At 60.0% G+C, this 18,681-nt stretch carries 17 protein-coding genes; all 17 read left to right on the plus strand.

Annotation, left to right across the window (positions count from 1 at the left end; all coding sequences use genetic code 11):
• Positions 1–3 precede the first annotated feature (3 nt).
• The 17 genes from AC193Q_RS00515 to AC193Q_RS00595 all read left to right on the plus strand — a co-directional run bounded on the left by AC193Q_RS00515 (position 4) and on the right by AC193Q_RS00595 (position 18,679).
• Complete coding sequence (locus tag AC193Q_RS00515) at positions 4–2,919, plus strand: TIGR00180 family glycosyltransferase (protein WP_483879054.1); 2,916 nt, start codon at positions 4–6, stop codon at positions 2,917–2,919.
• A 28-nt stretch (positions 2,920–2,947) separates the two neighbouring features.
• The gene (gene pseB / locus AC193Q_RS00520) at positions 2,948–3,949 is read left to right on the plus strand and encodes a UDP-N-acetylglucosamine 4,6-dehydratase (inverting) (RefSeq protein WP_047292505.1); all 1,002 of its coding nucleotides are present in this window, start codon (positions 2,948–2,950) and stop codon (positions 3,947–3,949) included.
• On the plus strand, positions 3,946–5,103 hold the full coding sequence (gene pseC, locus AC193Q_RS00525; protein WP_121184325.1) for a UDP-4-amino-4,6-dideoxy-N-acetyl-beta-L-altrosamine transaminase: 1,158 nt from the start codon (positions 3,946–3,948) through the stop codon (positions 5,101–5,103). Before pseB ends, pseC begins: the two co-directional genes overlap by 4 nt.
• A gap of 31 nt (positions 5,104–5,134) precedes the next feature.
• Positions 5,135–5,755: a pseudaminic acid biosynthesis-associated methylase gene (locus AC193Q_RS00530; RefSeq protein ID WP_047292509.1), complete on the plus strand. Its 621-nt coding sequence runs from the start codon at positions 5,135–5,137 to the stop codon at positions 5,753–5,755.
• Positions 5,752–6,447 (plus strand): pseudaminic acid cytidylyltransferase, encoded by a 696-nt coding sequence (gene pseF / locus AC193Q_RS00535; protein WP_047292511.1) that lies wholly within the window; start codon positions 5,752–5,754, stop codon positions 6,445–6,447. The genes AC193Q_RS00530 and pseF overlap by 4 nt, the downstream gene beginning before the upstream one ends.
• Positions 6,444–7,949: a UDP-2,4-diacetamido-2,4,6-trideoxy-beta-L-altropyranose hydrolase gene (gene pseG / locus AC193Q_RS00540; RefSeq protein ID WP_483879055.1), complete on the plus strand. Its 1,506-nt coding sequence runs from the start codon at positions 6,444–6,446 to the stop codon at positions 7,947–7,949. Before pseF ends, pseG begins: the two co-directional genes overlap by 4 nt.
• A complete protein-coding gene (gene pseI, locus AC193Q_RS00545) occupies positions 7,942–8,994 on the plus strand; it encodes a pseudaminic acid synthase (protein WP_047292515.1) in 1,053 nt (350 codons plus the stop codon). The genes pseG and pseI overlap by 8 nt, the downstream gene beginning before the upstream one ends.
• Before the next feature lie 227 nt (positions 8,995–9,221).
• Positions 9,222–10,148, plus strand: a complete 927-nt coding sequence (locus AC193Q_RS00550) for a ketoacyl-ACP synthase III (RefSeq protein ID WP_095667185.1) — start codon at positions 9,222–9,224, stop codon at positions 10,146–10,148.
• Positions 10,149–10,233: 85 nt separating this feature from the next.
• Entirely contained in the window at positions 10,234–11,523 is a 1,290-nt protein-coding gene (locus AC193Q_RS00555; protein WP_095667184.1) for a motility associated factor glycosyltransferase family protein, read from the plus strand.
• The gene (locus AC193Q_RS00560) at positions 11,520–11,792 is read left to right on the plus strand and encodes a hypothetical protein (RefSeq protein ID WP_095667183.1); all 273 of its coding nucleotides are present in this window, start codon (positions 11,520–11,522) and stop codon (positions 11,790–11,792) included. The genes AC193Q_RS00555 and AC193Q_RS00560 overlap by 4 nt, the downstream gene beginning before the upstream one ends.
• A 235-nt stretch (positions 11,793–12,027) precedes the next feature.
• Complete coding sequence (locus AC193Q_RS00565) at positions 12,028–12,888, plus strand: flagellin domain-containing protein (protein WP_007958307.1); 861 nt, start codon at positions 12,028–12,030, stop codon at positions 12,886–12,888.
• Between the two features lie 72 nt (positions 12,889–12,960).
• The gene (locus tag AC193Q_RS00570; protein ID WP_047292524.1) at positions 12,961–13,320 is read left to right on the plus strand and encodes a flagellar protein FlaG; all 360 of its coding nucleotides are present in this window, start codon (positions 12,961–12,963) and stop codon (positions 13,318–13,320) included.
• Positions 13,321–13,403: 83 nt separating this feature from the next.
• Positions 13,404–14,876, plus strand: a complete 1,473-nt coding sequence (gene fliD, locus AC193Q_RS00575; RefSeq protein WP_095667182.1) for a flagellar filament capping protein FliD — start codon at positions 13,404–13,406, stop codon at positions 14,874–14,876.
• A 129-nt stretch (positions 14,877–15,005) separates the two neighbouring features.
• Positions 15,006–15,404 carry a flagellar export chaperone FliS gene (gene fliS, locus AC193Q_RS00580; RefSeq protein WP_027614233.1) on the plus strand — a complete coding sequence of 133 codons (399 nt, stop codon included), beginning with the start codon at positions 15,006–15,008 and terminating at the stop codon, positions 15,402–15,404.
• An 11-nt stretch (positions 15,405–15,415) separates the two neighbouring features.
• On the plus strand, positions 15,416–15,712 hold the full coding sequence (gene fliT, locus AC193Q_RS00585) for a flagellar protein FliT (protein ID WP_003222861.1): 297 nt from the start codon (positions 15,416–15,418) through the stop codon (positions 15,710–15,712).
• Positions 15,713–15,884: 172 nt separating this feature from the next.
• Positions 15,885–17,360: a sigma-54 dependent transcriptional regulator gene (locus AC193Q_RS00590; RefSeq protein ID WP_041073001.1), complete on the plus strand. Its 1,476-nt coding sequence runs from the start codon at positions 15,885–15,887 to the stop codon at positions 17,358–17,360.
• Positions 17,361–17,485: 125 nt separating this feature from the next.
• On the plus strand, positions 17,486–18,679 hold the full coding sequence (locus tag AC193Q_RS00595; RefSeq protein WP_183082876.1) for an ATP-binding protein: 1,194 nt from the start codon (positions 17,486–17,488) through the stop codon (positions 18,677–18,679).
• The last annotated feature ends 2 nt before the right edge of the window (positions 18,680–18,681 follow it).

An 18,681-nucleotide genomic window follows, 5' to 3' on the forward strand; every position in this document is an offset into this window, starting at 1 on the left:
GTTATGCAAGGCAAGTACAGTTCTGAACTGGCGCTACCGCTCAACGAGCTGTTGACCGTGGTGCTGATTACTCACAATCGGCCGGCGTTCCTGCGTCGGGCGGTGAAGTATTACAGCAGCTTGCCCTGCCGGATCATGGTGCTCGACTCCACACCCGAGCGGCCGGAAGGGGACTTTTCCGCCGTCGATTACCATCACGTGCCGCAGTTCGCCTACTGGGGCATGCAGGCCAAACTGGCGTACGGTGTAGAGCGACTGACCACGCCGTACATGGTGCTGGCGGCTGACGACGATTTCATCCTGCATGATTCGCTGGCCGAGTCCGTCGGTTTCCTTCAGGCAAATCCGGACTATGGCATGTGCCACGGCTATTGCCTGATGTACCTGACGCTGTCGGGTGGAGTGAGCTATTACCGCCGCGACAAGAAAGTCCAGGAAGACTATGCGTCCGAGCGGGCTCAGGATCGGGTTATCGACTACATGAGTCAGTACATCCCGCCGTTCTATGCGGTGACCCGTACTGATCTGATGAAAACCTGGCACTCGGCATTGCCGGCGGGGACCAATTTCCAGTGGCAGGAAATCGGCCACGTGTACTTCCTGCTGGCGAGTGCCAAGGCGCGGATTCTGCCGATGCCCTATGTGGTGCGCGAGATCAACTATGGCAATTCCGAGCACAGCACCGAGGTGTATCACTCGCTGACCTATGTTGATGCCAAATCGGTCGCCGAGCGTGAAGCCTTTGCCGAGTTCCTTGCCTCACTGCCCACCGGCATCAAGGATCTTGATGCGCAACAGGGCAAGGCGTTTGCCCTGCAGAGCTTCGAGGCGATGGTCGACAGTCTGCAAAGCGGCAGGGCACTCACGGCGGAGCTGATTATCCAGTCCACCTGGAATCAGTCGCTCAAGAGGCCTGATCGGCGGTTCGGGCCTTTGCAGTACGTCGAGATGCCGTTCTACAACCAGCCATTTTTTGATCGTCTCGAACAGTTCGAATTCATGCTGCACGCCATGCCCGCCGGGCGCATTCAACTGCGGGACCTGGAGGGTGTGTGGACCCGTCAGGCGCACTTGCTGCAGGCGCGCAACAACGATACCCCGGAAAGTGTTCTGGATCGTTTGTGGCAGGCGCACGACCTGAATGCGTTCAACCGCACCGTGGTCAAGCGTCTGGCGCAACAGCTGGAACTGGCCGGCGAGGACGAAGAAGCGCAGAACATGCGCGACTGGAATGCTCGTCTCGATGCGTTGACGGTGGAAGACCATCATCAGGTATTCGACCAGACGCAGTCGGGTCGACTGCTCAAGTGGCTGGATTCGCGTCAGGCCGATGGCGCTCAGTTGGCATCGATTGCCGAGCACCTGTCGGTCAACGGCGGTGGCCCGCAGTTCGGCATTTTCCTGCTGGATCTGGACAACGACATCGACAAGTTGCAGGTCAGCCTCGACAGCTTGCTTGAAGGTCAATGCAAGGCTTTCAGAATTGTCGTGTTCACCACCGGCGAAGCACCGGCGGCTACCACGGCGCAGAACACTTTGCACTTTGTCCGGGTTACGCCGGCCAACCTGGTCGACAAACTCAATCAGAGTGCCAGTCAGTCGCCGTGCGACTGGGTGCTGCTGGCTGAGGCGGGCGATGAGTTCACCGCCAGTGGTTTGTTGCGCGCCAGTCTGGAGTTGATGTCCGCGGGCGATTGCCGTGCCGTTTCCACCGACGAGATCCAGCGCGGGGAGAAGGGCGCGCTGGTGGATGTGTTCCGTCCCGGCTTCAACCTCGATCTGCTCTTGAGCCTGCCGGGGCTGATGGCACGGCACTGGCTGGTGCGCCGTGACACGTTGGTCGAGGTGGGTGGCTACCGCGCCGATTTCAACAAGGCACTGGAATTTGACGTGCTGCTGCGCATCATCGAAGAGCACGGTTTGAACAGCCTGGCCCACCTCGACGAACCGCTGCTGATCACCGAAGCCGCGTCGCTGGAAGAAAACGCGCATGAGCGTCTGGCGCTGTTGCGCCACCTGGGCAATCGCGGCTACAAGGCCAAGGTCACCTCGGCGGTGCCGGGCATTTATCAGATCGATTACCACCACAGTGATCGTCCGCTGGTATCGATCGTGATTCCGGCCGGCGATGACCTGCCAGCCTTGCAACGCTGTCTCGAAGGGGTGCAGCTGCGCACCCGTTATCAGCATTACGAGATCCTGATCGCCACCACGGCCACGCAGTCGGCCCAGGTCAATGACTGGCTGGGTACTTACCAGCATCCGAAAGTCCAGGTGCTGCGTGCCGAGCAATCGCTGAGCGTACCGGCATTGCTCAACGCTGCCAGCCGCCAGGCGCAGGGCGAGTATCTGGTATTGCTCGCGGCCGACGCGGAAGTGGTCAACCCGAACTGGCTGGACTCGCTGCTCAACCATGCCCTGCGTCCGGAAATCGGCGTGGTCGGGCCGAAGCTGGTTGATCGCGATGGCAAAGTCAGCCAGGCCGGGCTGATCCTCGGTATGCATGGCGGGGTGGGGTCGGCGTTCGTCGGTGAAAAACATGATGCCGACGGCTATCTGTACCGGTTGTCGGTGGAGCAGAACTGCTCAGCGGTATCGAACGTGTGCCTGATGGTGCGCAAAGAACTGTTTGAAGCGCTGGGTGGTCTGGACGACAGCACATTCGGCGACGCTTTCAACGATGTCGATCTGTGTCTGAAAGCAGGTCAGGCCGGTTACCTCACGGTATGGACGCCATCGGTGCAGGTCCTGCATCAAGGCGCGATTGCCCAGGCACCCCGGGCACTGGCCGCGCTACAGGAAAAATGGGCCGCCGCGTTCGCTCAGGATCAGGCGTACAACGCCAACCTGAGCTTAAGCGGCAAAGGGTATGGTCTGAACGACAGTACGTCGCTGGACTGGTCGCAGTTACTCGCCTGAGCCGCGCCCAAGGAACGGAATACAAAATATGTTCAACGGTAAATCGATCTTCATCTCCGGCGGCACCGGCTCGTTCGGGCGCAAGTTCATCGCCCGTCTGCTTGAGCAATACCAGCCCAAGCGCGTGGTGGTGTTCTCTCGCGATGAGCTCAAGCAGTACGAAATGCAGCAGACGTTCAACGCGCCGTGCATGCGTTACTTCCTTGGTGATGTGCGCGACGCCGACCGTCTGCGGCAGGCCATGCGCGGCATCGACTACGTGGTGCATGCGGCGGCGCTCAAGCAGGTGCCGGCGGCGGAGTACAACCCCACCGAGTGCATCCGCACCAACGTCAATGGCGCGGAGAACATCATCGCCGCCGCCATCGATAACGGCGTGAAAAAGGTTGTGGCGCTGTCCACCGACAAGGCGGCCAGCCCGATCAACCTGTACGGCGCGACCAAGCTGCTGTCGGACAAGCTGTTCGTCGCCGCCAACAACATTGCCGGTGAGCAACAAACGCGTTTTGCCGTGGTGCGCTACGGCAACGTGGCGGGCTCGCGGGGTTCGGTGGTGCCGTTCTTCAGCAAGCTGATTGCCGACGGTGCGCAGGAGCTGCCGATCACCGACGAGCGCATGACCCGATTCTGGATCACTCTGGATCATGGCGTGCAGTTTGTCCTCGACAGCTTTGCGCGGATGCACGGCGGTGAAGTGTTCGTGCCGAAGATCCCGTCGATTCGCATCGTCGATCTGGCGCGGGGCATGGCCGAACATCTGCCGCACAAGAACGTCGGCATTCGTCCCGGGGAAAAACTGCATGAACTGATGGTGCCGCTGGACGATGCGCGGATGACCCTGGAATTCGCAGACCACTACACCATCCAGCCTTCCATCCGCTTTACCAGCGTCGATGTCGATTTCTCCATCGACAAGCTCGGCGAACATGGCCGGCCGGTGAGTGAGGATTTCGAATACCGCTCCGACACCAATCCGCACTACCTCTCGGTCGGGCAGATCGCCGAGCTGCACGCGAAGTTGTCGGCATGATTCCCTACGGTCGGCAGAGCGTTGATCAGGCGGACATCGATGCCGTGGTCGAGGTGCTGCAATCGGACTGGCTGACTCAAGGCCCGACCATCGAGCGTTTCGAGCAGGCGATGGCCGAACGTTGCCAGGCCGACTTCGCCGTGGCGGTGTGCAACGCCACGGCGGCGCTGCACATCGCTTGCCTCGCTGCCGGCCTTGGCCCGGGTGATCGCTTGTGGACCACGCCGAACACCTTTCTGGCTTCGGCCAACTGCGGGCGCTACTGCGGCGCCGAGGTGGATTTCGTTGACATCGATCCGCTGACCTGGAACCTCGATGCCTTCGCCCTCGCCGCTAAACTCGATCAGGCCGAGCAGGACGGCACACTGCCGAAAGTGTTGGTGGCGGTGGCGTTCTCCGGGCAGAGTTGCGATCTGCGCAAGATTGCCGAACTGGCCGAGCGCTACAACTTCACCGTGATCGAAGACGCCTCGCACGCGGTGGGCGCCAGCTACGCCGGGCGCCCGGTGGGATGCGGGGAATTTGCGGCGATGACTGTGTTCAGTTTCCACCCGGTGAAGATCATCACCAGCGCCGAAGGTGGCATGGTCCTGACCAATCGCCCGCAACTGGCGGAGCGTCTGCAACGCCTGCGCAGCCACGGCATGACCCGCGATCCGCAGCAGATGAGCGAACCCAGCCACGGTCCGTGGTATTACCAGCAGATCGAGTTGGGCTTCAATTACCGGATCACCGATTTGCAGGCGGCGCTGGGTCTGTCGCAACTGGCCAAACTGGACGGCTTCATCGCCCGTCGCCGTGAACTGGCGGCGCGTTACGACCGTTTGTTGGCCTACCTGCCACTGACTTTGCCCAGCGCGCAGCCGGAGGCGGAATCGGCGTGGCACCTGTACGTGGTGCGCCTGCAGACCGAACGCATCGGCCTGACCCACCGTCAGGTGTTCGAAGGCTTGCGTGCCGCCGGCATCGGCGTGAACCTGCACTATATTCCTGTGCATTTGCAGCCGTACTATCGCGACCTGGGGTTTGCCGAAGGCGACTTCCCCGAAGCCGAGCGTTATTACGCCGAGGCGATCAGCCTGCCGCTGTATCCGTTGCTCACTGACGAGCAGCAGGATCATGTGGTCGAGCAATTGCGCCGGCTGACCGAATAAACCCCGCTGCGGCGGCGAATGAGACTGTGCAATGCGTGATCTGAGTGAGCAGGAAAAATTCTGGCAGGGCGATTTCGGCAACCAGTACGTCGATCGCAACGTCGGTCAGCCGCTGGTCGCGGCCAACCTGGCGTTGTTCGCCAAGGCCCTGAGCCGCGCCGGGCGCATCGACAGTGTGGTTGAGCTGGGCACCAATGCCGGCAACAACCTGCAGGCGCTGCGTCAACTGCTGCCGCACAGTGAACTGTTCGGCGTCGAGATCAATGAAAGCGCCTGTGCTCAAGCGCGGGCACTGGGCATCGCGCAGATCTGGCACGGCTCGCTGTTCGACTTTCCGCGCGAGCGCAGCTACGACCTGACCCTGAGCAAAGGCGTGCTGATCCATCTGGCGCCGGAGCTGCTGCCGACCGCCTATGCGCAATTGTATGCGTTGAGCCAGCGCTACATCCTGATCGCCGAGTACTACAACCCGGTGCCGGTGGAAGTGTCCTATCGCGGCAACAGCGGCAAGCTGTTCAAGCGCGATTTCGCCGGGGAAATGCTTGATCGTTATGCCGACCTGCAATTGCTCGATTACGGCTTTGGTTATCACCGTGACCCACAATTCCCGGTGGATGACATCACCTGGTTTCTGCTGGAAAAACGTCCTTGAACAGCGTCGCAATCATCCCGGCCCGTGGCGGCAGCAAGCGCATCCCGCGCAAGAATCTGTTGCCGTTCGACGGCGTGCCGATGATTGTCCGCTCGATCCGAACGGCGCTCGACAGTGGCCTGTTCGAACAGGTCGTGGTCAGTACCGATGACGCCGAAATTGCCGAGCTGGCGCTGGCTCACGGTGCGCAAGTGCCGTTCCTGCGCCCGGCTGAACTGGCGGATGATTTTACCGGCACTGCTGCGGTGATCGTGCATGCCTTGCAGCAACTGCCCGCGTTCGATTACGCCTGCTGCGTGTACGCCACGGCGCCGTTGTTGCAGGCGCGATTTCTGCGCGAGGGATTCGAGTTGTTGCAGCAGCATCCGCAGAGGTCGTTTGCTTTTTCGGTGTGCAGCTTTGGTTTCCCCGTACAGCGGGCACTGACGCTGGACGGGCAGGGCGCATTGACCGCGTTGTACCCGGAATTTCGCCAAACCCGCTCGCAGGATCTGCCCGAAGCCTTTCAGGACGCCGGCCAGTTCTACTGGGGCCGCAGTGAGGCATGGTTGCGCGGTGACGTGTTGTATTCGTCCGCGAGTCTGCCGGTCATTCTGCCGCGGCATCTGGTGCAGGACATCGACACCCTGCAAGACTGGAAACGCGCCGAATACCTCTACGCCGCGCTCAAGGCCGGCGGAGAACTGCAATGAAAGTGCTGATCCGCGCTGATGCTTCGCCGACCATTGGCAGTGGCCACATTGCCCGTTGTCTGACGCTGGCGCGGGTGCTGCGCAAACAGGGCAGTCATGTCGCGTTTGCCTGTCGGCGGTTGCCCGGGCATCGGCTCGATGCCCTGGCTGCCGAAGGTTTCGAGATCTTTGCCTTGCCGGACATTTACCCCGGCGAAGACCCGCAACAGGCCATCGAATCGATGCTGCCGTGGCAGGCGGACATCGATGCGCTGGACGCCTTGCTGGCAGGTCACGCCGCATTCGACTGGATCATCGCCGATCACTACGGCCTCGATCATCACTGGCAAACCGCAGCGCGCCGTTGGGCACCTCGGATCGCGGCAGTAGACGATCTCGCCACTCGCCAGTACAGCGTCGATCTGCTGCTCAATCAGAACCTGTCCGGTCTCAGCGCAAACTATGCGCCGCTGCTGCCCGAAGGCTGCCGTACCTTGCTCGGCCCGCGCTACGCCATGCTGCGTGAAGAGTTCGTCTGCCCGGCCATCGCGATCCAACCCAAGGCGCGGCGGGTGCTGGTGAATTTCGGTGGGTTCGATGCGGCGATGCAGACCCATCACGCGATGTTGGCACTGAAGGATTTCGCAGAGCTGGAAGTGGATTTCGTCGCCGGTGCAGACAATCCCGCGTGGGCACAAATGCAGGCACTGGCCGCCACACGGCCGCACTGGCGCCTGCACAGTTTCGTCAGCGATTTCCAGCAACGCATGACCGCGGCCGATTTGTTTATCGGCGCTGGCGGCGGCACCAGTTGGGAGCGTGCAGCCCTCGGCCTGCCGACAATCTGCATCGCGGTATCGAACAACCAGCAAGCCAACGGCGAAGTCATGGCGGCGGCGGGGGCGCATGTGTTCATGGGGGCTCGCGAGCAGGTCAGCGTCGAACAACTGCGCGATGCCATCGGTTTTGTCGTCGACAATGCCTATCTGCGCCAGAGTCTGGCCGAGCGTTCACGGCAACTGGTCGATGGGCGCGGTGCGTTGCGCGTGGCGGCAGCGCTGGCCGGTGCCGTGCTCAGGCTGCGCCCGGCGACCCTCGATGATGCGCAATTGCTGTTCGACGGGCGCAATGCCGAGGCTGTACGCCGTTGGTCACTGGACACGGCTGCAATCGAATGGCCGCAGCACCTGAACTGGCTGAATGCGAGCCTGCGCAACCCGCAGCGTCTGCTGTTGATTGCCGAGGCCGATGACGGTGCGGTCGGCGTCCTGCGTTATGACTTGCGTGGATTCGAGGCTGAAGTGTCGCTGTATCTGCTGCACGGGCGTTTTGGTCTGGGTTGGGGCAGGGCGCTGCTGGCGCGAGGCGAGGCGTTCGTTCGCGAGCACTGGCCGCAGATGACCGTTATCACCGCTCAGGTGCTGCCGGGCAATCGTCCGTCTTTGAATGTGTTTCGTGACGCCGGATTCACCCAGAGTGCCTGCGCGTTCACCAAGGTTTTGAAGGATCACCGCGATGAGTAGTTTCAAGATTGGCGAGCGTCTGATCGGTGCCGATGCGCCGCCGTTCATCATTGCCGAGATGAGCGGCAACCATAATCAGTCGCTGGAGCTGGCGCTGCAGATTGTCGAAGCTGCCGCCAAAGCTGGGGCGCACGCCTTGAAGTTGCAGACTTACACCGCGCAGACCATGACCCTGGATCTGGCCGAGGGCGAGTTTTTCATCAAGGACCCGAATAGCCTGTGGGCGGGTACTTCGCTGTACGACCTGTATGAGAAAGCCCACACCCCGTGGGAGTGGCACGCGCCGATTTTCGCTCGGGCCAAAGAACTGGGCATGCTCGCGTTCTCGACGCCGTTCGATGACACGGCGGTGGACTTTCTCGAAAGCCTCGACGTGCCGGCGTACAAGATCGCCAGTTTCGAAAACACCGACCTGCCGTTGATCCGCCGTGTGGCGGCGACCGGCAAACCGCTGATCATCTCCACCGGCATGGCCAGCATCGCCGAACTCGACGAAACCGTGCGCGCCGCCCGCGAGGCGGGGTGCAAGGATCTGGTCCTACTCAAATGCACCAGCACTTACCCGGCAACACCGCTCAACAGCAACGTGCGCACGATCCCGCATCTGCGCGAACTGTTCGGTTGTGAAGTCGGGCTGTCCGATCACTCCATGGGCGTGGGTGTGTCCGTGGCCGCCGTGGCACTCGGGGCAACGGTGGTGGAAAAGCACTTCACCCTCGACCGTTCGGCAGGTGGCGTCGACGCCAGTTTCTCGCTGGAACCTGCGGAGCTGGCCAGTCTGGTGGTCGAAACCGAACGCGCCTGGCAAGCCATGGGCCAGGTGCATTACGGCGTCACCGAGGCCGAGCGCAAGTCGCTGGTCTATCGCCGCTCGCTGTACGTCACTGCCGACATGGCCGCCGGTGAAGCCTTTTCCGGGGACAATCTGCGCGCCATTCGCCCTGGTCTCGGTCTGCCGCCCAAGCACACCGATGCCGTCCTCGGTCGCCGCGCTCGTCAGGCGATCAAACGCGGCACGCCGCTGGACTGGTCGTTGGTCGAATAACCCGATCTGCCACCGATTCGGCAAAATAGCGTGACCTGCGAGTCATAACGCGCATCTTCACTGTATTGTATTGACCGGGGAGATGGCGCCTGGCCGTGTAATCGGTTCCAGTGATAGCCCTTTGCGCTCCCCGTGGCTGCCCTTTGTGGTGGCCGTTTTCTGTTTGTCGGCGCCCCTCGAATCCTTGCGAGCGGTGGTTTTGGGCTGTTTTTTATTGGGAAGCCGTAATGATTGGCATAAAAAGCATTGCGAGCTACGTTCCTGTAGCCGGCGTGGACAATTACGCACAAGGTGCAAAATTCGAGAAGGATGAAGAATTCATCCTCGGTAAAATCGGTTCGGCCTTCCTGCCGCGCAAAGACGCTGAGCAGGAAACCTCCGATCTGTGCGTGGAAGCGGCCAATGCGCTGTTTGCCAGCAACCCTGAACTGAAGCGTGAGTCGATCGACGCGCTGATCGTCGTTACCCAGAACGGTGACGAAGAAGGTCTGCCGCACACCGCTGCGATCGTCCAGGACAAGCTCGGTCTGCCGACTAATGTCGCGGCGTTCGATATTTCCCTGGGCTGCTCCGGATACGTCTACGGCATCTACGCGATCAAGGGCTTCATGGAAGCCGCCGGCTTGAAGAACGGCCTGCTGATCACCGCTGACCCGTATTCGAAAATCGTCGACCCGGAAGACCGCAACACCACCATGCTCTTCGGCGATGCCGCCACGGCGACCTGGATGGGCGAAGCCCCGGCCTGGGCGCTGGGCAAGGCCAAGTTCGGCACCGACGGTTCCGGCGCACCACACCTGAAAGTCACCGATGGCGTGTTCTTCATGAATGGGCGTCAGGTGTTCAACTTCGCGCTGCTCAAAGTCCCGGCGCACTTGCACGAATTGCTCGACGACTCTGGCCTCAAGGCTGACGACATCGACGCCTTCTGCATTCACCAGGGCAGTGCGGCGATTGTCGATGCGGTGGCGCGGCGTTTCGAAGGTGAGCCGGAGAAGTTCATCAAGGACATGGTCGAAACCGGTAACACCGTGTCGTCGAGCATTCCGCTGCTGCTGGAAAAACACGTGCTAGACTCCGACTGGCAGCGCATTGCCCTGAGCGGTTTCGGTGTCGGTCTGTCGTGGGGCTCGGCGATCATCTATCGTCCTTGATCCGGTCAAAAACGGCGAATACAAAAATAGCGTTCAAGGTTACCCTTGAACGCTATTTTTTTGCCTGAATGGAGCGCTAGGCGGCATGAGCGAGTTTTTCCAACCCAATGCCCAGGTCATCCAGCAACGCTGGCCGGCGTTGTTTGAGCGCTTGCAGGCTGAAGACACCTCAGTCGTTCAAGCCGAGCTGGTGCAGGGCTTGGGCTCGACACTCAGCGTCAATGGCATTCAACTGACCAGTCGCCACGACCGCGTCCACGAAGCCCGCATCCAGGCGGCCAGCCTGGCGGAAAAACCGCAGCTGCATGTGTATGGCACTGGTCTCGGTGATCTGCCAACGGTGCTGCTGGAGCGCGCCGGTCTTGAGCGGTTGTACGTTCATATCCTCAATGGCGCGTTGTTCGCCCTGGTGCTGCAACTGCTCGATCAGCGCCAATGGCTGGACGATCCGCGCGTGCAGCTGTTCTATGCCGGTGATCTGTCAGACATCTGCACACCGTTTTTCGCGTTGCCGGCGGAGGTGCTGCTGGCCGATGACTTCAACGCGAAGATCCGCGATCGGCTGGTCAGCGAAGTGCACTTGAGCTTCAACAATCGTGAATTCGATCCACATTTGCCGTTCATTCAGCAGCGTCTGCAGGACTGTTTGCCGGTGTTGCTGGGCGATGATGATGTGGCGCAGTTGTTCGGCACGGCCAGTGGCCGGGAAATCTATGTGATTGGCACCGGGCCGACGCTCGAAGGACATTTCCAGCGTCTGGCGGCGGTGCGCGCGCAGGCTGAACGTCCGTTGTTGATGTGTGTGGATACCGCTTACCGGCCATTGCGTGAGCACGGGATCGTCCCGGATCTGGTGGTCACCATTGATCAGCGCATCAGCTTCCGGCATCTGCCGTTCGAGGACTCCGCTGGCATTCCGCTGGTGTATCTGCCCATGAGCGATCCTGCGGTGTTGACCGCGTGGAAGGGCAAACGCTACGGCGGTTACTCGGCCAGCCCGGTTTACGCCGCGTTGCGCGAGCAATACCCGCGCGGACAACTGCATGTCGGTGGCAGCGTGATTCATCCGGCGGTGGATCTGGCAGTAAAGATGGGTGCATCGCGCATTACCCTGTTCGGCGCCGACTTCGCCTTCCCGATGAACAAGACCCATGCCGGCTGGAATGACGGTGATCTGGGGCCGGGGGTCGATCAGGCGCGGCATTGGGTGCAGGACGGCCATGGCCGGCGGGTCAGCACGCAGCTGAACTTTCGCGGCTATCTGTGCGTACTCGAGCGTTATATCGCCGCGCATCCGCAGGTGCAGTTCTTCAACAGCAGTCGGGCAGGTGCACTGATCGCCGGGACACAGTTCAATCAGGAGTTTGTGCAATGACGACGATTGAGCAGTGCGTCGACGAGTGCCGTCAGTGCGCCGGGCTGTTTCGTCTGGGGCGTGACGTTGAGGCGGCGCTGGATATGGTCGAGGTGTTCGAGGGTGCGCAGCAGTTGCTGATGTCCGCACCGGCGACGGTACAGCAGGACTGGGCCTTGATACTCACGCAAATGCTCGACTGTCAGGAGCGTCAGGACTGGTTGGGCCTGGCTGACTGGATGGAGTTCGAGTTGATCGAAGTGTTGCAAAAAGCACGATCGGCAAACTGACCGACCGCGCTGGCCCGCGGCTTTGCGCGCGGGTCGGTTTTATGGCGTCATTTTTTCGCAGGCGGGGGCGCTAAGCCCTTGTTTTCTCGGGGGTGGCAGGGTGATGGCAAATTTTTTTCAAAAAGCCCTCAAGCAACCTGCCAACCCGACGATAACTATTACGAAGGTTCTCTAGGCCATTCCAGGCGGTTGCCAGGGCCGGAAGCCGCAGTACCCAACCAACGAGGAATTCGTCATGGCTTTAACAGTAAACACCAACACCACGTCGCTGAACGTTCAAAAGAACCTGAACCGCGCTTCCGACGCTCTGTCGACTTCGATGCAGCGCCTGTCTTCCGGCCTGAAAATCAACAGCGCTAAAGACGACGCTGCTGGCCTGCAGATCTCGAACCGTATGTCTTCGCAGATCCGTGGTAACACCCAAGCCATCCAGAACGCCAACGACGGTATCTCCGTTGCTCAGACCGCTGAAGGCGCTCTGCAAGCTTCGACCGACATCCTGCAGCGTATGCGTGAACTGGCTGTTAAAGCACGTAACGGCACCAACGGCACTGCTGACCAGACCGCAACCAACGCTGAATTCGCTCAGATGTCTGACGAAATCACCCGTATCTCGGCTGCTACCAACCTGAACGGCAAAAACCTGCTGGACGGTTCGGCTGGTACTGTGACCCTGCAAGTCGGCGCAAACACCGGTTCGGCTAACCACATCGACCTGGTACTGAGCTCCAAGTTCGACGCCGTCAGCCTGTCCGTAGGTAGCGGTACTGTAGTTCTGACCGGTACCACCGGTACTGGCGCTGGTTCTGCTTCGCAGAACATCGACAACGCGATCACTGCAATCGACGCCGCTATCGCTGCAATCGGTGCAACTCGTGCCAGCCTGGGTGCTTCGCAAAACCGTCTGACCAGCACCATCCAGAACTTGCAGAACATCACCGAGAACACCACTGCTGCACAAGGTCGCGTACAAGATACCGACTTCGCCGCAGAGACTGCTAACCTGACCAAGCAGCAAACCCTGCAACAGGCTTCGACCTCTGTTCTGGCTCAAGCCAACCAACTGCCTTCCGCTGTACTGAAGCTGCTTCAGTAATTCGGAATGAGTTTGGGCGGGAGGGTGCGCTGGTCGCGCTCTCTCGCTTTTTTACGTTAGGAGGTGATGAGCATGGACATGAGCGTAAAGCTTAACGTGTCTTATCCGGCTCCCAAGCCAGCGACGCCTGTTGCTGACAAGCCGTCGGAGACGCCAAAAGTTGCATCGGCCGACGCTCCGGTCGCTGACAGGAAAAGTCAGCAAACGGATGACGCCAAGTTGAAACTGGCCGTGCAAGAGATCGAGAAGTTCGTTCAATCGATCAAGCGTAACCTGGAGTTCTCGATTGACGAGCACTCTGGCAAGGTCATCGTCAAGGTGATCGCAAGCGAGACGGGTGAGGTCGTACGCCAGATCCCCTCCGCAGAAGCACTCAAGCTCGCAGACAGCCTCGCCAACGCAAGCCATGTGTTGTTCGACGCCAAAGTCTGATAGCTGGCATGAATAGTGTTTGTCTTTCTTGAATGACGCCTGGATGGGTCAAAAGTCTGGCAACAATCTGAAGGGAGATGCACATGGCAAGTCCAATTCTACCGGGTTCCGGACTGGGTTCCGGCCTGGACATCGGCGCGATCGTGACCGCGCTGGTCAACGCCGACAAGTCGCCGAAACAGACGCAGATCGATTCCGCGACCAAGACCAATACCCTGAAGATTTCCGGTGTCGGCACGTTGAAGAGTGCGCTGACCGCGTACCAGACGGCGATGACCAACCTGGGCAGCAAGACCAATCCGGCATTTGCCGGCTTCACGGCGACCTCGAGCAACACAGCGATTCTCGGCGCCACCTCCGATAACACTGCGGTGTCGGGGACTTACAACGTTGTTGTCAACCAATTGGCCACTGGCTCGAAAGTTGCCAGCGCTTCTTTCGCCGGCGGTGCTGCCAGTGCCATTCCGAGTGGTACCCTGAAAATCAGTCAGAATGGCACTGATTACAATGTCACGATCCCGGCCAATGCGACCTTGCAGAGCACGCGTGATGCGATCAACACGGCTCAGGGCGCCAATGGCATTTCTGCCAACATCGTGACTGACAGCAGTGGTGCTTCGCGCCTGGTGATCAGCTCCAACAAGACTGGCGCGGGTACCGATCTCTCTGTCAGCGGGATCGCCGGTCTGGAGATCGACGGTACTCAGTCGATGGGTACTAATCCAGCGGCAGGCGCCTCGGGCAACGTCAATGGCCTTGCACAAGATGCCAAGGTGACCATCGACGGCCTGCAGGTTTCCAGCAAAAGTAACACGGTCAGTGGTGCAATCAGCGGCCTGACCCTGAATCTGACCACTGTCAGCCCTGTCGTTGGTGGCGTTGCCACGCCGACCGTTGTCAGCGTCGATACCAACACCAAAGGGCTGCAGGCTTCGGTTCAGGCGTTTGTTGACGCCTACAACACCCTGAAGACCACCATCGACACCCTGTCCAAGGCGACACCGGACGCCGATGGCAAGCTAACGGTGCAGGCCGCTTTTACCGGTGACTCGTTGCCGCGCTCGCTGATCTCCGACATCCGTGGCCAGTTGACTGCTCCTGGTGCTGGTGCAGAGGGTGCTTTGTCCTACCTGTCGGAGATCGGTGTGATGACCGATCGCAACACCGGCAACCTGACGTTTGATACTGCTGCGTTCACCAAAACCATGGCTCAGCCCGGGAAGGCTGGCCAGGTGCAGCAGATGTTCACCGGGACTAACGATACCAACGGTCTGCTGGCGCGCATGAACAAGGCGGTGGACCCGTATCTGAAGGCACCTGCCGGTAGCGCACCTACTGCCGTAGGCCTGCTTGATCAGCGCATGTCCATCCTGAACAACAACACCAAGAGCCTGACCAGTCAGCAATTGGCGCTGGATTTGCGTGTGGCCAACCTGACCAAGACGTTGACGGCCAAGTACAACGCCATGGACTTGCTGGTAGGGCAGATGAAAGCGACGGCCAGTAACATCACGTCGTTCTTCAGCTCGCTGAACGCTCAGCAATCCGCGAAGTAACCTGCAAGAACGACAAAAACCCGGCTACGCTTTATCGGCGTGCGCCGGGTTTTTGTCTTTTGATCTAAAGTTCTGTGATTCGTTGGCGATACACTGGTTATACGAGTCATTGTGGCAATGAGGTAGAACATGAACCCAATGTTAGCCCTTCGGCAATATCAGAAAGTCGGCGCGCACGCCCAGACCTCCGAGGCGAGCCCGCACCGTCTGGTACAAATGTTGATGGAAGGCGGGCTGGCCCGCATCGCTCAGGCCAAGGGTGCCATCGAGCGCAAGGACATTCCTGGCAAGTGCACCTCGATCAGCAAGGCCATTGGCATTGTCAGCGGTCTGCGCGAAGGTCTGGACCTGGAAAAATGTGCCGATGAACTGGCCGATCTGGACGGGCTGTACATCTACATGATGAAGCGCCTCGCCGAGGCCAACATCAACAGCGATCCGCGCATTCTCGATGAGGTTGCCGGCTTGCTGAGCACGGTCAAAGAAGGCTGGGATGCCATTGCCCCCGAGCCTGCTCCGCAGTTTTGAAGGAGAGCACCATGAGTCTTGTATTGCAGCGAATCGCCGACACCCGTGAAGCGCTGGTCAGTGCGCTGGCCGAACGCAACTGGGAAGCCATTGGCGAGCTGGATCTGGCTTGCCGATCCTGCATGGAAGACGTCATGGCCGAGGCCTCGCTGGATGAGGAGGCCCTGCGCAATAACCTTGAGGAGCTGCTCCACGTCTACAAGGAGCTTCTGGAGGCGGCGATGGGTGAGCGGCAGGCGATAGCCAACGAGATGTCGCAGATCACCCAAGCGCAAAAGGCGGCAAAGGTTTACCATCTGTTTGGTTAATTAACCCCCAGTTAATCCAGACATGTGCGCCATAAATTTGACTGTGCACGGTTTTTTGACTTAACTAGTGGCTGTTTTCAGATTTCAGGCGTCTACAGGCACAAGGTGTCCTGCAAGCGTCTCGCTTGCCCCATTTTTCGGGCATTGAGTTGACTAGGGAAGTTGCTATTGCATGTGGCGTGAAACCAAAATTCTGCTGATCGATGACGATAGCGTCCGCCGCCGCGACCTGGCGGTGATTTTAAATTTTCTCGGCGAAGAAAATTTACCCTGCGGCAGCCATGACTGGCAGCAGGCTGTCGGCTCTTTGTCATCAAGTCGTGAAGTCATCTGTGTACTGATCGGGACGGTAAATGCTCCGGGTGCACTGTTGGGCTTGTTAAAGACACTCTCGACATGGGATGAGTTCCTTCCGGTTTTGCTGATGGGCGATAATTCTTCCGTCGACCTGCCGGAAGACCAGCGCCGCCGGGTGCTTTCAACGCTGGAAATGCCACCCAGCTACAGCAAGCTGCTCGACTCCCTGCACCGTGCCCAGGTCTATCGCGAGATGTACGACCAGGCCCGCGAGCGCGGCCGTCATCGCGAACCCAATCTGTTCCGCAGCCTCGTCGGCACCAGCCGGGCGATCCAGCATGTCCGTCAGATGATGCAGCAAGTGGCCGATACCGACGCCAGTGTGCTGATCCTCGGCGAGTCCGGCACCGGCAAGGAAGTGGTTGCGCGCAACCTGCATTACCACTCCAAGCGTCGCGACGCGCCATTCGTGCCAGTCAACTGCGGGGCGATCCCGGCCGAGCTGCTGGAAAGCGAACTGTTCGGCCACGAGAAAGGCGCCTTCACCGGCGCGATCACCAGCCGTGCCGGACGTTTCGAACTGGCCAACGGCGGTACGCTGTTCCTCGATGAAATCGGCGACATGCCGCTGCCGATGCAGGTCAAACTGTTGCGCGTGCTGCAGGAGCGTACCTTCGAGCGTGTGGGCAGCAACAAGACCCAGAGCGTCGATGTACGGATCATTGCCGCGACCCACAAGAACCTCGAAAGCATGATCGAGGTCGGCACCTTCCGCGAAGACCTCTACTATCGCTTGAATGTGTTCCCGATCGAGATGGCGCCGTTGCGTGAGCGCGTTGAAGACATCCCGCTGCTGATGAACGAACTGATCTCGCGCATGGAGCACGAAAAGCGCGGTTCGATCCGTTTCAACTCGGCAGCGATCATGTCGCTGTGCCGTCACGGCTGGCCGGGCAACGTCCGCGAGCTGGCCAACCTGGTGGAGCGCATGGCGATCATGCACCCGTACGGGGTCATCGGTGTGGTCGAGTTGCCGAAGAAGTTCCGCTACGTCGATGATGAAGACGAGCAGATGGTCGACAGTCTGCGCAGCGATCTCGAAGAGCGCGTGGCGATCAACGGTCATACCCCGGACTTCACCGCCAATGCTCTGCTGCCGCCGGAAGGTCTGGACCTCAAAGACTACCTCGGTGGTCTGGAGCAGGGTCTGATCCAGCAGGCACTGGACGATGCCAATGGCATTGTGGCGCGTGCCGCCGAACGCCTGCGCATTCGTCGAACCACGCTGGTGGAGAAGATGCGCAAGTACGGCATGAGTCGGCGTGAAGGTGATGAACAGGCGGATGATTGACGCCTGTTTTTTAACGTCTTCATTTGTAAGCAGTTTTTTTTAGGCACGGGTATTGCTAAGTCCCTCGCAACGTTCCGTTTAACTGACGGTCAGCCAAGCGAGAGAACACAATGCCCCACGCCCAGATGTCATCTGCCTCCAATGCCGAGGGGCAATCGTCGTCCGTAGAGCAGGCGAGCCGTCAGGGTCTTGAGCAGGCGTTCGCGCTGTTCAATCAGATGTCCAGTCAGTTGACCGACTCCTACAGCATGCTTGAAGCCCGGGTCACCGAGCTCAAAGGCGAGTTGGCGGTGGTCAGTGCCCAGCGCATGCAGGAGCTGGCCGAAAAAGAACGTTTGGCCAACCGCCTGCAAAACCTCCTTGATCTGTTGCCCGGTGGCGTCATCGTCATTGACGGCCATGGCATGGTTCGCGAGGCCAATCCGGCGGCCATTGAGTTGTTGGGGCTGCCGCTGGAAGGCGAGTTGTGGCGCCACGTGATCGCCCGATGCTTCGCCCCACGCGAGGATGATGGTCATGAAATCTCTCTGAAAAACGGTCGGCGACTGTCGATTGCCACCCGCTCGCTGGATGCCGAGCCGGGGCAGTTGGTGCTGCTCAACGATCTGACAGAAACCCGCCACCTGCAAGATCAACTGGCGCGTCATGAGCGTCTGTCATCGCTGGGGCGCATGGTCGCCTCGCTGGCTCATCAGATCCGCACACCGTTGTCTGCCGCTTTGCTCTACGCCAGTCATTTGACTGAGCAGGAATTGCCGGTCGCCACTCAGCAGCGCTTCGCCGGACGCCTCAAAGAGCGCCTGCATGAGCTGGAGCATCAGGTGCGTGACATGCTGGTGTTCGCCCGTGGCGAGTTGCCGTTGACTGACCGCATCACCCCCAATGCGTTGATGCAGACATTGCAGGCGGCAGCGTTGACCCATGTGCAGGACTTGCCTATTCGCTGGCAGTGCGACAGTCATGCCGGCGAATTGCTGTGCAACCGCGACACGCTGGTCGGGGCCCTTCTCAATCTGATCGAAAACGCGATTCAGGCCAGTGACGGCAACGTACGCCTGAAAGTGCATTGCTACACCCGCGACAACAGCCTGCGCCTGTGCGTCAGCGACAGCGGCAGCGGTATAGATCCGGTGGTGCTCGAACGTCTCGGCGAGCCATTTTTTACCACCAAAGTCACCGGCACCGGGCTTGGTCTGACCGTGGTCAAGGCTGTGGCCCGGGCACATCAGGGAGAATTGCGGCTGCGTTCGCGCGTCGGGCGCGGCACGTGCGCGCAGGTGATCCTGCCGCTGTTTTCCGCTGTACAGGGAGCTGAGTAAAC

This window comes from Pseudomonas sp. F2, assembly GCF_057174385.1.